This is a genomic window from Xanthomonas sp. NCPPB 1754 (assembly GCF_041475725.2).
Classification (GTDB): domain Bacteria; phylum Pseudomonadota; class Gammaproteobacteria; order Xanthomonadales; family Xanthomonadaceae; genus Xanthomonas; species Xanthomonas euvesicatoria.
Map to the genome: position 1 here is coordinate 1619484 of NZ_CM192982.1, position 13438 is coordinate 1632921.

Annotated in this window: 9 protein-coding genes; 5 read left to right on the forward strand and 4 right to left on the reverse strand. The window is 64.4% G+C overall.

The genetic code is table 11. The annotated features are described in order from the left end of the window. Nucleotides 1-13 precede the first annotated feature (13 nt). From dapD to asnB, 4 genes are all read left to right on the forward strand, one after another. Nucleotides 14-1210 (forward strand): 2,3,4,5-tetrahydropyridine-2,6-dicarboxylate N-succinyltransferase, encoded by a 1197-nt coding sequence (gene dapD / locus ACCQ15_RS07180; protein WP_008576699.1) that lies wholly within the window; start codon nt 14-16, stop codon nt 1208-1210. Between the two features lie 192 nt (nt 1211-1402). Beyond that, entirely contained in the window at nt 1403-1759 is a 357-nt protein-coding gene (locus tag ACCQ15_RS07185; protein WP_014089757.1) for an arsenate reductase, read from the forward strand. Nucleotides 1760-2004: 245 nt separating this feature from the next. Further along, the gene (gene dapE / locus ACCQ15_RS07190) at nt 2005-3135 is read left to right on the forward strand and encodes a succinyl-diaminopimelate desuccinylase (RefSeq protein WP_218505422.1); all 1131 of its coding nucleotides are present in this window, start codon (nt 2005-2007) and stop codon (nt 3133-3135) included. Nucleotides 3136-3426: 291 nt separating this feature from the next. After that, a complete protein-coding gene (gene asnB / locus ACCQ15_RS07195; protein ID WP_008576702.1) occupies nt 3427-5121 on the forward strand; it encodes an asparagine synthase B in 1695 nt (564 codons plus the stop codon). 67 nt (nt 5122-5188) lie between these two features. Here the strand turns inward: asnB and hpaM are convergent, their stop codons facing one another. From hpaM to ACCQ15_RS07210, 3 genes are all read right to left on the reverse strand, one after another. Further along, on the reverse strand, nt 5189-6241 hold the full coding sequence (hpaM, locus tag ACCQ15_RS07200) for a type III secretion-associated outer membrane-bound protein HpaM (protein ID WP_029819038.1): 1053 nt from the start codon (nt 6239-6241) through the stop codon (nt 5189-5191). Between the two features lie 438 nt (nt 6242-6679). Then, the gene (locus ACCQ15_RS07205; RefSeq protein ID WP_218505424.1) at nt 6680-8818 is read right to left on the reverse strand and encodes a TonB-dependent siderophore receptor; all 2139 of its coding nucleotides are present in this window, start codon (nt 8816-8818) and stop codon (nt 6680-6682) included. Between the two features lie 421 nt (nt 8819-9239). Next, nucleotides 9240-11654, reverse strand: a complete 2415-nt coding sequence (locus ACCQ15_RS07210) for a penicillin acylase family protein (protein WP_218505425.1) — start codon at nt 11652-11654, stop codon at nt 9240-9242. A gap of 146 nt (nt 11655-11800) precedes the next feature. Here ACCQ15_RS07210 and bfr point away from each other — a divergent pair, with 146 nt between their 5' ends. Then, nucleotides 11801-12286, forward strand: a complete 486-nt coding sequence (bfr, locus tag ACCQ15_RS07215) for a bacterioferritin (RefSeq protein ID WP_014089761.1) — start codon at nt 11801-11803, stop codon at nt 12284-12286. Nucleotides 12287-12550: 264 nt separating this feature from the next. On the opposite strand, the gene ACCQ15_RS07220 is transcribed toward bfr, so the two are convergent. Continuing rightward, nucleotides 12551-13207 (reverse strand): thiopurine S-methyltransferase, encoded by a 657-nt coding sequence (locus tag ACCQ15_RS07220; RefSeq protein WP_031421867.1) that lies wholly within the window; start codon nt 13205-13207, stop codon nt 12551-12553. Nucleotides 13208-13438 lie beyond the last annotated feature (231 nt).

Genomic DNA, 13438 nt, shown 5'->3' on the forward strand with positions numbered 1-13438 from the left:
CTCCGGAGACCCCATGGCCACCAGCAAGAAGACCGCGCGCAAGCAGAGCACGACCACCCCCACAGCAGCGTCCAAGCGCGCGAGTGCAACGGCCAAGGCCGCCAAGGTGCCGGCTGTTGCCGCTTCCAAGCCAGGCGCTGGCGTCGGCAAGCAGGGCGCGGCAGCTGCCGCTGTCGGCAAAAAGGCTGCTGCATCTGATGCGGCAAGCCCGAAAACCGCTGCAAGGAAGACCGGCGGCAAGTCCGCGACGTCCGCTGCACCGCGCGTGGCCAAGCAGCCGACCAAGGTGGTTGCTGCACCGGCCGCAAAGAAGGCTGCGGCGGCAAAGAAGCTGCCGATTGCAGAGCAGGTCGTGCACAGCGCCGCAACGCAGGTCGGCAGCGACGAACTCAAACTGGGCATCGAAAGCGCATTCGAACGGCGCGCCACGCTGACCATGGACGAGATCGACGGTTCCACCCGTGCCATTGTCAATCGCGTGATCGACGGACTGGAAAGCGGGCAGTTTCGCGTCGCCGAGCCGGACGGGCAGGGCGGCTGGACCGTCAACGAGTGGCTGAAAAAAGCGGTGCTGCTGTATTTCCGCGTCAACGAGATGGCGGTGATCGAAGCGCAGCCGGCGCCGTTCTGGGACAAGGTGGAATCGCGCTTTGCCGGCTTCCATGAAGCCGAATTCCGCAAGGCCGGCGTGCGCGTGGTGCCGGGCGCGGTGGCGCGTCGCGGCAGTTACTTCGGCAAGGACGTGGTGCTGATGCCGAGTTTCACCAACATCGGTGCCTATGTCGGTGAAGGCACCATGGTCGATACCTGGGCCACCGTGGGGTCGTGCGCGCAGATCGGCAAGCACTGCCATTTGTCCGGCGGCGCCGGCATCGGCGGCGTGCTCGAACCGCTGCAGGCCAGCCCCACCATCATCGAAGATCACTGCTTTATCGGCGCACGCTCGGAAGTGGTGGAAGGCGTGGTCATCGGTCACCACAGCGTGATCGGCATGGGCGTGTTCATCGGCCAGAGCACACGCATCTACAACCGCGCTACCGGCGAGATTTCCTATGGCTATGTGCCGCCGTACAGCGTGGTGGTGTCCGGGCAGCTGCCCTCCAAGGACGGCTCGCACTCGCTGTATTGCGCGGTGATCGTCAAGCAGGTGGACGCCAAGACGCGCAGCAAGACCAGCGTCAACGAACTGTTGCGTGGTCTGGCGGATTAATCCGCTTCGCGGCGGCAACAGATGACGCGCAGCGCCGGTCGAGGGTGCGCCTTTGGCACTCTCGGCCGCTGCGATGACACGCGCGTCCAAGCGCGCTTGTGAGATCGCCTGCCGGTCGCGTTACACGCAGTTTTATCGCACCCCCTTTCGAGAAGTGAGGGGCTCTGCAAACCGCCTTTTGGGATATTTCGCATGACCACGCTCTACGGACTCAAAAACTGCGATACCTGCAAGAAAGCCACCAAGTGGCTGGATCGTTTTGGTGTGGCGTATACGTTTGTCGACTATCGCGATCACAAGCCGGAGCCGGAGACTCTGGCGGCGTGGGCGCAGCAGGTCGGTGGATTCGATGTGTTGATCAACAAGTCTTCGACCACCTGGCGGCAGTTGCCGGACAACCGCAAGGCGGCGGGCAGTGCGGCCGAATGGAAGCTGTTGCTGCGTGAGTACCCGCAGCTGATCCGGCGGCCGCTTGTCATCACCGACGAGGGCGCGCTGCATCAGGGCTTTTCCGATAACGGCTTCAAAAAGCTATTCGGCGTTGGCTAAGCGACTGCGGTTTTCGATGGTGCTGCGGATGGTGTTGCCGCTATCGTCGTGATGCGTGATGTCTGGCATGTTGATCGCGCGCTCATCGGCCGGGCAAGCCGTTCGACCTCGCGCCGGCAATGACGCGACGACTGCCTGCAAACCGGTTAGCTGCCACCACTGCAAGTGCGTTCAAGCCACGCCGATCGATGCAGACACGATCCCTCCATCAACGCCGCGCTGCGGCCCTACTGCGGTGACGTTTCATGAGCGATGTGCTGGAGTTGACCTGTGACCTCATTGCACGTGCCTCGGTAACGCCGGCGGATGCCGGTTGCCAGGCCGCGATTGCGCAGCGCCTGCGCGCAGCCGGCTTCGGCTGCGAGCACTTGCGCCTGGGCGAGGTCGAGAATCTGTGGGCAACCCATGGCAGCGGTGCGCCGGTGCTGGTGTTGCTCGGGCATACCGATGTGGTGCCGCCGGGCCCGCGCGAGGCGTGGACCAGCGACCCGTTCGATCCGCAGATCCGCGACGGCGTGTTGTATGGGCGTGGTGCAGCGGACATGAAAGGCAGCGTGGCCGCGTTCGTGGTCGCCGCAGAGCAATTCGTCGCTGCACACCCAACGCACTCCGGCACGCTGGCGGTGCTGTTGACCTCGGACGAAGAGGGCGATGCCATCGATGGCGTGCGCCGGGTTGCCGAGGCGTTTCGCGAACGCGGGCAAACGATCGACTGGTGCATCACCGGCGAACCGTCGTCCACCGAGCGCCTGGGCGATCTGTTGCGCGTGGGCCGTCGCGGCAGCCTGTCCGGCACGTTGACCGTGAAGGGTGTGCAGGGGCATGTGGCGTATCCGCACAAGGCGCGCAACCCCATCCATCTGGCAGCGCCTGCGCTGGCCGAACTGGTAGCGCGGCAATGGGACGACGGCTTCGAAAGCTTTCCGCCCACCAGTCTGCAACTTTCCAACATCCACGCCGGCACCGGCGCCAATAACGTGATTCCTGGCGAGCTGCAGGTGGCCTTCAATCTGCGCTATACGCCACACTGGGACGCGCCGCGCCTGGAGGCCGAAATCACCGCGCTGCTCGATCGGCATGCGCTGGACTACACGCTGCGCTGGCACCGCAGCGGCGAGCCGTTCTATACCCCGGAAGGGCGGTTGCGCAGCGTCGCGCGTGAGGTCCTTGGGGAGTTCGCCAGTGCGCCGCCGGAAGAAAGCACCGGGGGCGGCACCTCCGATGCGCGGTTCATTGCGCCACTGGGTGCGCAATGCATCGAAGTGGGCCCGGTCAATGCCAGCATCCACCAGGTCGACGAGCATGTGCGCGTCGCCGACCTGCAGGCGCTACCGGCGCTATACCGCACGTTGATCGAGCGCCTGCTGGTCGAGTGAGCGGGCCACGTAGACGCCGTCGTTGCCACTGAAACAGTTGCGCCGGTACCACCGAACCGTTAGCGTCGCCGACATGGTCCTTCGCCTCGCCAACCTCAATAACGCCAACCGCAACAATCTGCGCGCGAATAATCGTGCGCGGCCGATGCGGGTCTGCGACTAGGCGACGTCCACCAAGCGCCCAGGAACCAGAAAAACCCGCATCGGCCGATGCGGGTTTTTTTATGGGCGTCAATCCATGCAGCACGCTCTCACCCGGCCGCCCCCCCGCAGTTCTTCAGGAGTGTTTCCATGTGTTCCATCTTCGGCATTTTCGGCCTGCAACCCGGTGACGACCTGCAGGCGCTGCGCCGGCAGGCGCTGGAATGTTCGCAGCGGCAGCGTCATCGCGGGCCCGACTGGAGCGGTGTCTACGTCGATACCGGTGCCATCCTGGTGCACGAGCGCCTGGCCATCGTCGATCCGGCCGGAGGCTCGCAACCGTTGCTCTCCGATGACGGGCAGCTCGCCTTGGCGGTCAATGGCGAGATCTACAACCACCGCGAACTCAAGGCGGAGCTGCTGCAGCCGTACGCATTCCAGACCGGCTCCGATTGCGAGGTGATCAATGCGCTGTATCGCGAAGATACGCCGGCCTCCTATCTCAACCGCCTCAACGGCATCTTTGCATTCGCGCTGTGGGACAAGACGGAAGGGCGCGTCATCATCGCGCGCGACCCGATCGGCGTGGTGCCGCTGTACTGGGGACACGACCGCGAAGGCCGTTTGCGTGTGGCCTCGGAACTGAAATCGCTGGTGGACGACTGCGCCGATGCAGCGCAGTTTCCGCCGGGCCATTGGTACGACAGCGCCACCGGCGCACTGAGCCGTTACTACGAGCGCGCCTGGCGCCACTATGACGCGGTGGAAGGTGTACAGGTGCAACTGCAGGAATTGCGTGAAGCATTCGAGCGCGCCGTGCACCGTCAGCTCATGACCGATGTGCCGTACGGTGTGCTGCTGTCCGGTGGACTGGATTCGTCGCTGGTTGCGGCCGTTGCCGCGCGCTATGCCCGTCACCGCATCGAAGAAAACGACACCACCGAAGCCTGGTGGCCGCGCCTGCACTCGTTCGCGATCGGCTTGAAAGGCTCGCCGGATCTGGCCGCCGCCGAAGTGGCCGCCGCGGCGCTCGGCACCGTGCATCACGGCTTCGAATACACCTTCGACGAAGGCCTGGATGCATTGCCCGACGTCATTCGCCACATCGAAACCTATGACGTCACCACCATTCGCGCCTCCACGCCGATGTTCTTGCTGGCGCGGCGGATCAAGGCAATGGGCGTCAAGATGGTGCTTTCCGGCGAAGGCAGCGACGAGATCTTCGGCGGCTACCTGTATTTCCATAAGGCGCCGAACGCGCGCGAATTCCACGAAGAGCTGGTCCGCAAGCTCGACGCGCTCAACAACTACGATTGCCTGCGCGCGAACAAGTCGATGATGGCCTGGGGCGTGGAGCCACGCGTACCGTTCCTGGACCGCGAATTCCTGGATGTGGCGATGCGCATGGATGCCAGGTTCAAGATGATCGACAAGACCAGCGGTGGGGCAACGCGCATGGAGAAGGGCGTACTGCGCGAGGCATTTGCCGGCTACCTGCCCGAATCGATCCTGTGGCGTCAGAAAGAGCAGTTCAGCGACGGCGTGGGCTACGGCTGGATCGACGGGCTGAAGGCGCATGCACAGGCGCAGGTGAGCGACCGCGAACTGGCCGCCGCCGACCGGCGCTACCCGGTCAATCCGCCGCAGACCAAGGAGGCGTATTTCTATCGCAGCTTGTTCGAGCAGTTTTTCCCCGGTCAGGCGGCGGCGGAAACCGTGCCGGGCGGCAAGTCGATTGCCTGTTCGTCGCCAACGGCGATTGCCTGGGATGCGAGTTTTGCCGCGATGGCCGACCCATCGGGTCGCGCGATTGCCGGGGTGCACGCGCAGGCGCTGGCTTCGTAAGGCTGCAGTCACTGCAGCGGCCGGCATGCATCGCTGCACGGCCGGCCGCTGTGTTGATCGGCGCGTCTTATTGCTCGTGACGCACGCAGTACCCATAGCGCTGCGGATCGATATCCACACCGGCCATGTCGGCCTGGTTGTTGCGCCATAGGTTCGGCTTGAAGTCGGCCGACGTGCAGTTGGCCGCGCGGTCCACGCCGATGGTGTAGGTAAATGGCGTGTTGGCGAAACGGTTGTTCTCGAACACGTTGTCCTGGCTCATGCTGTTGTCCCAGCACAAAATCTCCGGTGTGCGATAACGAATCGCGCAGGCCAGAAACACGCCGGCCACCTTGTTGCCGTCGAATTGATTGTTGCTGAAGCGATTGCGCCGCGCATCGGAGAGATAGATGCCCTGGCTGCCGTTGCGCTCGAAACGATTGTTGCGGATCTCGCTGTCTTCCAGGTGTTCGGTGGTCAAGCCGGCGGCCACGTTGTCGTGGATGTAGTTGTTGACCATCGTGACCTTGGCAGTGCGGTTGAACGAGACGCCGTCCCAGATTGCGCCGGACACATCGTTGTTTTCGATGGTGATCTCGCGGGTGTCGTACTCGCTCAGCAGGCACGCGCTGCGGCACTTGTTGACCTGCAGGCCTGCAAGCCGGATGCCTTGCCCGGACCGCACCACCACTGCGCTGTTGCTCAGGTAGGGGCGCTCGGGCATGAACTCCTTGTCGCCTGTGCTCGCTACGATCTGCATGTCTTCGATGCTGACGTTGCGGATCACGCCGGTGGGCTGCTGGTTTTCGTAATCGCCAACCACCAGCACCGGCTGCTGCACGCCGTCGGCCATGCGCACGACGGTGCTGGGACCCTGGCCGCGCAAGGTGAAGTTGCCGCGATGGATCGACACCAAGCCGTTGAGCGGGAACTCGCCCTTTTCCAGGCAAAGTACCGTGGGTTTGTCGCTTTGCGGCAGTTTGTCGATGGCTTTCTGCAGGTCCTGGCCAGGACGTACCTTGGCAGTGCATGCAGCCACGGGCGCATCCGGCGGGCCGGATTTGGCTGGCGGCGCTGCCGTGCAGGCAGTCGCAAACATCAGTGGCAACAGGGCGGAAACGGAGCGGGCAAGCAAAGGCATGCGGATTCCGGTCAGTGGGGGAAGGAGGGCGATGTGCGGAGCAAGACTCCACATTCGCGACGGGCTCTAGTGTGTCCCACCGAACGTTAAGTTCCAGCCCATGCGCAGCCGCGCGATTCGGCGCAGGTTCATTACGTTGCCGCAGTCGAGGCTGCTTTGAGCACACCGCACGGTCGGCTGGCTGACCTGCATCACATTGCGCACGCTATGTTGTCAGCGTGCGATTCGTCTTGCGTCGAACGTCTTGGCGCCTTCAAGCGACGGCTGCGGCCGTTTCCAGGCGTTTTGCGCATGTAACTTGCACACCGAGCCAGACGCGGTTTGTCGTTCCAAACAGGAGAAACACGTGTCTTGAGCGCGTGGCGGCCGCAGGCACGCTGTGCTGTTTGCGTTGCCGTCGCAGCGGGCCGGCGGCGCCACCGATCCGCTGCGCGCTGGTCAGAAGCTGTAAGCCAGCTGCGCGTAAAGGCGACGCGGCTCGCCAGGGAAGTGCCCGGCGCGCGTATTGAACCCGCTCACTGCATACACCTTGTCGAACAGGTTCTTGATGTTGATCTGCAGCTTCCACGCATTCCATTGCGTCTGCCAGCTGATGTCGTAGATGGCGTACGGTTTGACGCGTTGCCCATCCAGGCTGACGCGTTCGCCCACGTAGTCGGCACCGAAGGCGATCGCCGAGCGCCAGGCGGGCAGGTCGTAGCGTGTCCACAGGCCAAAAGTGTTGCGCGGTGCATTGGCGAAGCGATCGCCAGAGGCATTGGTGATGCCGTTGGTGCCGGCATCGAGCACGCGTGCATCGTTGTAGGCATAAGTGAGATTGAGCACCCAACGTTCGGTCAGGTCGGCCAGCAGGTCGACTTCCAGCCCTTCGCTGCGCACCAAGCCAAGCGCGGAGAGTTGATTGACGCCGTCGACGACGCGCCCGTTCGCCTGCACGATGTTGCTACGCTCGATGCGATACAGCGCCGTGTTGAGGGTGAGTCCGCCATCGTTGAGCGCAGTCTTCAGGCCCACTTCCCATTGGGTGCTGCGTTCCGGTGCGAACGGGCCGCCCACGCTGCTGTCCTGATTGGCCGCGTCCTGCGGCAGGAAGCCGCTGGCATAGCTTGCGTAGGCATTGATGCCGTCGCGTAACACGACGGTGCTGCCGACGCGCCAACTGAGATCGTTGCCGGTGACGCGCGAACCAGTCAGCAGGTCGTCGTCCTTGAAGCCGTCCCAGCGTAGCCCGGCCATTGCATACCAGCGCGGCGTCAGCGTGAGTTCGTCCTGCAGATATGCACCGTAGCGTTGACTGCGCGTGCTGGTGGCGCGCCAGGGCAGGGCATCCAAGCCGTAGTCGTAGAAGCCGCTGCGGCCGTACACCGGGTTGAACAAATCGATGCCGGGCACCGGGCCACGTACGCGTCCGGTGTCGGCGGTGTTGGCGGTTTGCGCGCGGAAATCCGCGTCCAGGCGGTAGTAGTCCGCGCCCATCAGCAACGTGTGGTCGATTGCCCCGGTACTGGTGCGGAATATCGCGTTGACGTTGCTGGAGATCGCATCGTTGTCGCGGTATTGATTGCGCAGCTGCCGGGTCATCCACTCGGCGGTACCGTCGCGATCGCGGTCGATCAACCCCATTGGCTCGTGATAGATCTGATGCTCCTGGTTCTTGAACCAGCGCAGCGCCATGTCCACCTCCCACGCGCTGGACGGCGCAAACCGATATTGCGCAAGCGCCACCTTGGCGCGCATGTCCAGGAAATCTGTGGGTTCGTTGTGGTTCCAGCGCCGGTCGGTGAGGAAGTTGCCGGCGTTATCGACCGGCACGCCGCGCAAGCGGTTGCCGCCCAGGTTTTGGGTGATGTCGGTGTATTGCAGGGTGAGCTCGCCGGTATCGCCCAGATCGAAGGCCACCGACGCATCGCCGATCTGGCTCTGGCTGTCGGTATTCCAACGAAATCCGTCTTCGCCATCGGCATAGGCGCCGATGCGGTACCGGATGCGGCCATCTGCGCGCGCAGGGCCGGTGGCCTCGAACGAGGCTGCACCGAAGGATTGATTGCCCAGCTGCAGCTCGATGCGTCGGGCCGCCTGATGAGCGGGTTTGCGCGTGACATAGTTGATCACACCCCCGGGTTCGCCACCGCCGTACAGCGCACCGGCTGGACCCTTGAGCACTTCCACACGCTCGATGTTGAACAGTTGCGGCACCGAGAACCCGGCATACGGGTCGCCACGCAGGCCGTCGTACAGCACGTTTTCCTGGCGGAAGCCGCGCAAGGTCACACCGGCATAGCTGAAGAAGCTGATGCCACTGATGCTGCGATACAGATCGGTGATCTGCCGCGCAGCCTGGTCGTCGATCAACTCGCGCGGCAGCACCTGCACCGACTGCGGCACCAGTGCCAGCGGGGTATCGGTGCGCGTGGCAACAGCTGCGTCTTCGGACTTGTAGAGCGTCTGCGCACGGCCGATGACATCCACGCCATCCAGCTCGGTCACGGCTGGCGTGGTGGTGTGTTGAGCGAAGGCGGGCAGGGTGTGCAGAGCGAGCGCAGCGGCGAGCGCGGTGACAAGAAGCGTGGGGCGCATTGATCACTAATGGGAATGGTTATCAAATGCATCTTAGCATGATGTGTTTGCTTGATCACGGAGGTGGCCGGGTGTGGGGCGCCCTGTTTGGTGGCAGATGCGCGCGCACCTGTGCGGATGCAGACATGCGACGCGAAGATGCGGAGCCCTGAAATGGAGGCATGAGTGCGCAGCTTCCCCTCTCCTGCCGGAATATTGTCCTGCTACACGGGTGAGAAGGTGCCCGAAGGGCGGATGAGGGTACGTGCGAAGCCTCATGGGCGCGCACGCAGGGTCACATCACGCACTCTTCCAATCGTGCGTGATGGCCGTACCCTCACCCCACCCCCTCTCCCGAGGGGAGAGGCGCCTGAAGCGGCGATGCTGTTGACGTCTTCGTCCTGCTTCGCTGCACGCTGCGCAGCCGCGTTGCCGCCCGCTGTTACTGCGGATGCAATTGCAGCGTGTACCGCGTGGCAGTGGGCAAGAATGGTGTGGGTCTGCCATGCACCCAATCGTCGTGCCCTGCGCCCCAGAACGGCGAGAGCGGGTGGCCGCTCTGGCCGCCGGGCATGTGCACGATGCCGTCCTGCTCGTGGCCTGGCGAAACCACCATGCGCTCGGAGGCGCCAAAGCCCGGGCCTTGCACACGCGGCATGTCGCGGTCGCCCGGCAGTTGATCGGGCGGCATGCAGAGCCAGCGCTTGGCCAGGGCGGGCAGGGCACGCGCGATGGGGTGGCAGATGGCAGCGGTGTTGCGCTGGCCCCAGGTGTGCTGGCCGCGCGGTTCGCTTTGTGCGTCTTCTGCAATCACCTCTGACTGCGCACTGCGCGCAGCATCGTCGAGCAACTGGTCCCAGCTTGCGGCGGTGGGCGGTAACAGGTGGGCCGGGCGCTGTTGCAGCAACGGCCAAACGACGCCCTCCAGTTGCGCGCGACGCGGCGGCAGGAACTCCTCGCCAAGTGCGGCTTTTGCCGGGGCCAGCAGGCCGGCTTCCACCGCTTCGATGGTCTTGTTGCGGAATTCGCGCACGATGCGATAGCTGGCCGAGCCAGTCGATGCGTGCCCGTCCCAGTCGCGCGTGGCATGTGCAATCTGTTGCAGTGCCGGGTCCTTGCTGTGCTCGACCACGCTACGCAGCAGTTGCCACCAGCGCGTAAGCAGCACGGCGCGATCGTCGAGCTGGATGGCGAGCAGATCGCGTTCGTTGAAGCGCTGCTTTGCGAAAAGATCATCGCGAATTTGCTGGGCACGCGCGCCAAGGTCGTAACCTGCGTTGCCAAGCGTGGCCAGTTGCTGCGCATCGACGATACGGTTGTTGGCGGTCCAGAGCCGGTGCGACGGCGGATCGATCAACGCAGGCGCAGCATCGCTGCGCAGCGACCATGGCAGGCAGGTGCCCGACATCGGCGCTGCAGCCGGTTCTGCAGGTGCGCCGGATGCTGCCTCAGGGACGGGCGTCGATGTCGCCAGTTCGGCAATCCCGCTCGGGCCGCACCCGGCATTGCGGGCGGGGCGCGCGCCGATCAGCCGCCAGGCGATGCGCCCGCTGCGATCGGCAAGCAGCAGGTTCTGCGCCGGAATGCCGGAGCGGTCGGCCACCGCGAACGCCGCCTGCAGATCGCCCGCCGTGCTCATCTGAGCGAAGTCCAACCGGATCGCACCGGGCAACTGCGCCACCCAGCGCAATGCCAGCGCGCTGCCGTCGGCGTTGACGTGCAGCAGCGGTCCCCACGCCGCTTCGCGGACCTCGAACTGCACCGGCGCTGCGCCCGCCACGCGGATGGTTTCCACATGCCTGGTCAGTGCTTGCGGGTGACCCGGCGTGGGTGCAGGAATGCGCGCGAAATCCGCGGTGTCGATATAGCTGTTGGTAAATGCCCAAGCCACGTGCCCATTGCTGCCCACGACCACCGCCGGCAAACCCGGCAGGGTGAATCCGGTGACATCCACCTTGCCCTCGGGCGCATTGCTGTCTGCATAGCGCAGGCGTGCGCGGAACCAGATATTGGGCGCGCGCAGGCCCAGGTGCATGTCGTCGGCAACGATGGCGCGGCCGTCGGCGGTGAGGCTGCCGTCTACCGCGAAGTTGTTGCTGCCCGGTGTCGGCGTTTCCGCGTGGGGCGCGGCAGGCCGATGCGGTAGACGCCGTAGATCCAGCGTGGTCGCATCCGGCAAGCTGGCATCGCCCTGCGGCTCCCCGAACAACGGCGCGTCCCAACTGGAGCCCTGGTGGTCGAGCAGTGCCGCCAGCGCAGGCGGCACCACGGCACGGATGCGCGCGGCGGCCAGCTCGGTCTGGTTATCGCTGTCCTGCAGGTCCGCGTACATCGCAAGGCCGGTGAGGATGGAGTCGTCCAGCGTCCATGCGCGCGGTGTCTGGCGCAGCAGCAGATAGGGCCAGGGCCGTACGCGCAGTGCCGCCAGTCCTGCGTTGACGCCATCGGTATAGGCTTGCAATGCAGCGTGCTGGCTGCTGGTGGCGATGTCCAGGCTGGCCTGCACGCGGGCACGCAGGCGATGCACGCGGTTGCGCTTGTCCAGGTCCACGGCCTTGGCGCCAAACAGCTCGGACAACTCGCCGGCCGGTGCGCGGCGCATCAGATCCATCTCGAAATAGCGTTCCTGCGCATGCACGTAGCCGAGCGCGCGCATCGCATCGAGCTGGTTTGCTGCATCGATGGTGACCACGCCCAGCCGGTCGCGCTGCACGCTGACCGGCGCAGCCAGGCCGCTGAGCGCGCTGTCGCCATCCAACTGCGGCAGGCTGCCGCGCATCAACAGATACAGCCCCAGGCTGGCCGCCAGGACCAGCAACACGATTCCCAGCAGCAGCCGGCCCAGCCATTTACGCATTGTCGGTTCCTTGGACCCCGGTGAAGTGTGGCCGGCGGACATGACCGTGGCGGGTCCGGCCGCAAGCGCAACTGAAAGTGATTCCGATTAGATCATTGCCCGGCGGCTTAGGGCACCATGCGCGCATTGCGTCGCTGGAGCACACCATGAAAGGCCATCCCGAAGTCATCGATTACCTCAAGCAGCTGCTGCGCGGCGAATTGGCGGCGCGCGATCAATATTTCCTGCATTCGCGCCGGTACGAGGATCAGGGCCTGATGGCGCTGTACGAGCGCATCAACCATGAGATGGAAGAGGAGACCGAGCACGCCGACGCGCTGCTGCGGCGCATCCTGTTCCTGGAAGGCGACCCGGACATGCGCCCGGCCGAATTCACCCCCGGCAAGACCGTGGTCGAAATGCTGGAGCGCGACCTGGTGGTCGAGTACGAAGTGCGCGCTGCGCTCGCTGCCGGCATGAAGCTGTGCGAAGAACATGGCGACTATGTCAGCCGCGACGTGCTGCTCAAGCAGCTGCAGGACACCGAAGAAGATCATGCGTGGTGGCTGGAGCAGCAGCTTGGCCTGATCAAGCGCATCGGACTGGAGTTGTATCAGACCTCCAAGATCGACAAGGGTCACGTCGCCGGTTGAGCCGGCAACGCCGCTGCGCAGTCGCTTGGATGGCTGACGCAGCGTGAACCGGCTCGGCATGGAGTACGCGTGCCTAGCCATTCCCACTATGCTCTGTGCGGCCTGCCTGCCACTCCTGCAGCTGGCTGCAGGATTCCGTTTTGTCGCGTTTTGCTGCAGAACGACCGCATGGCGCAATGCCGCGCTGTCCTGATCCGCCACCCACGCTTGCCGCATGCAGACATGCAATTGCCACGTGATGGGCGTGCAGCGCCCGACGGCCTTTCAGCGGCGTTGCAGGCGATAGACAGCCGTCGATAACCCGGTGACGCCTTCATCGCGGAAGCGTGGTTCCTGATCGAGGATGTCGCGGTGTTCCAGCTGGTCTACCTGCCAGGCGGCATCGAAAAGTGCATGCACGTGCGTTGCGTCCACCGAGAACGGCGGGCCGGCCTTTTCAGCCTGCGGATATTCCAGAGTGATCAGCAGGCCGCGGCAGCGCGAGGACAACGGCGCGTAGACCGTTTGCAGGTAATGCTGGCGCAGTTCGGCCGGTAGCGCGACCAGTGCGGCGCGGTCGTAGACGGCCGTGCAGTCGGCCAGCGCGCTGGCGTCTAGCGCGAATGCATCGCCGCAGATGATCTCGATCGGGCCGGCGATGAAATGCTCGCCAGCAGCGCTGCTGTGACGCTTCGGTTGAAGCCCTGCCTCATCGAAGAATTGCGTCACCGCCAGCGGCGACAGCTCCACGCCAAGCACGCGATGGCCTTGCGCCGCCAGCCAATGCATGTCCAGCGTCTTGCCGCACAGGGGCACCAGCACGCGCGCTTCCTTCGGCAGATCCAGCGCGTGCCAGTGCTTTTGCAGCAGCGGCAATACCTCTTGCTGATGAAAGCCGGTGTGTCCCAGCTGCCAACGTTCCAACCAGAAATTCGTGTCCATGCGTTGCCTTGTCAGTGGCTGTCTCCACTGTGGTCATGCGAGCGTGGGGCGTGGCGCGTTCTGAAGCAGTGCGCGGCGTTGGCTGTGCGTTTGCGACTGCATCGTTGCGCCTGGATGAGAATACTTGATGCCAGTGCATCAGCAGTTTTATTGCCTGCAATGCCCCAGGTGTGCGGACGCCTGGTTGCGTTGCACGGGAGCAGTAGGGGAGCAACGTCCTGCAGCGGAGGG

Bases quoted from the DNA above. Each gene is read 5' to 3' on its own strand.
- dapD (WP_008576699.1), top strand. From the start codon at position 14: ATGGCCACCAGCAAGAAGACCGCGCGCAAGCAGAGCACGACCACCCCC.
- ACCQ15_RS07185 (WP_014089757.1), top strand. From the start codon at position 1,403: ATGACCACGCTCTACGGACTCAAAAACTGCGATACCTGCAAGAAAGCC.
- dapE (WP_218505422.1), top strand. From the start codon at position 2,005: ATGAGCGATGTGCTGGAGTTGACCTGTGACCTCATTGCACGTGCCTCG.
- asnB (WP_008576702.1), top strand. From the start codon at position 3,427: ATGTGTTCCATCTTCGGCATTTTCGGCCTGCAACCCGGTGACGACCTG.
- hpaM (WP_029819038.1), bottom strand. From the start codon at position 6,241: ATGCCTTTGCTTGCCCGCTCCGTTTCCGCCCTGTTGCCACTGATGTTT.
- ACCQ15_RS07205 (WP_218505424.1), bottom strand. From the start codon at position 8,818: ATGCGCCCCACGCTTCTTGTCACCGCGCTCGCCGCTGCGCTCGCTCTG.
- ACCQ15_RS07210 (WP_218505425.1), bottom strand. From the start codon at position 11,654: ATGCGTAAATGGCTGGGCCGGCTGCTGCTGGGAATCGTGTTGCTGGTC.
- bfr (WP_014089761.1), top strand. From the start codon at position 11,801: ATGAAAGGCCATCCCGAAGTCATCGATTACCTCAAGCAGCTGCTGCGC.
- ACCQ15_RS07220 (WP_031421867.1), bottom strand. From the start codon at position 13,207: ATGGACACGAATTTCTGGTTGGAACGTTGGCAGCTGGGACACACCGGC.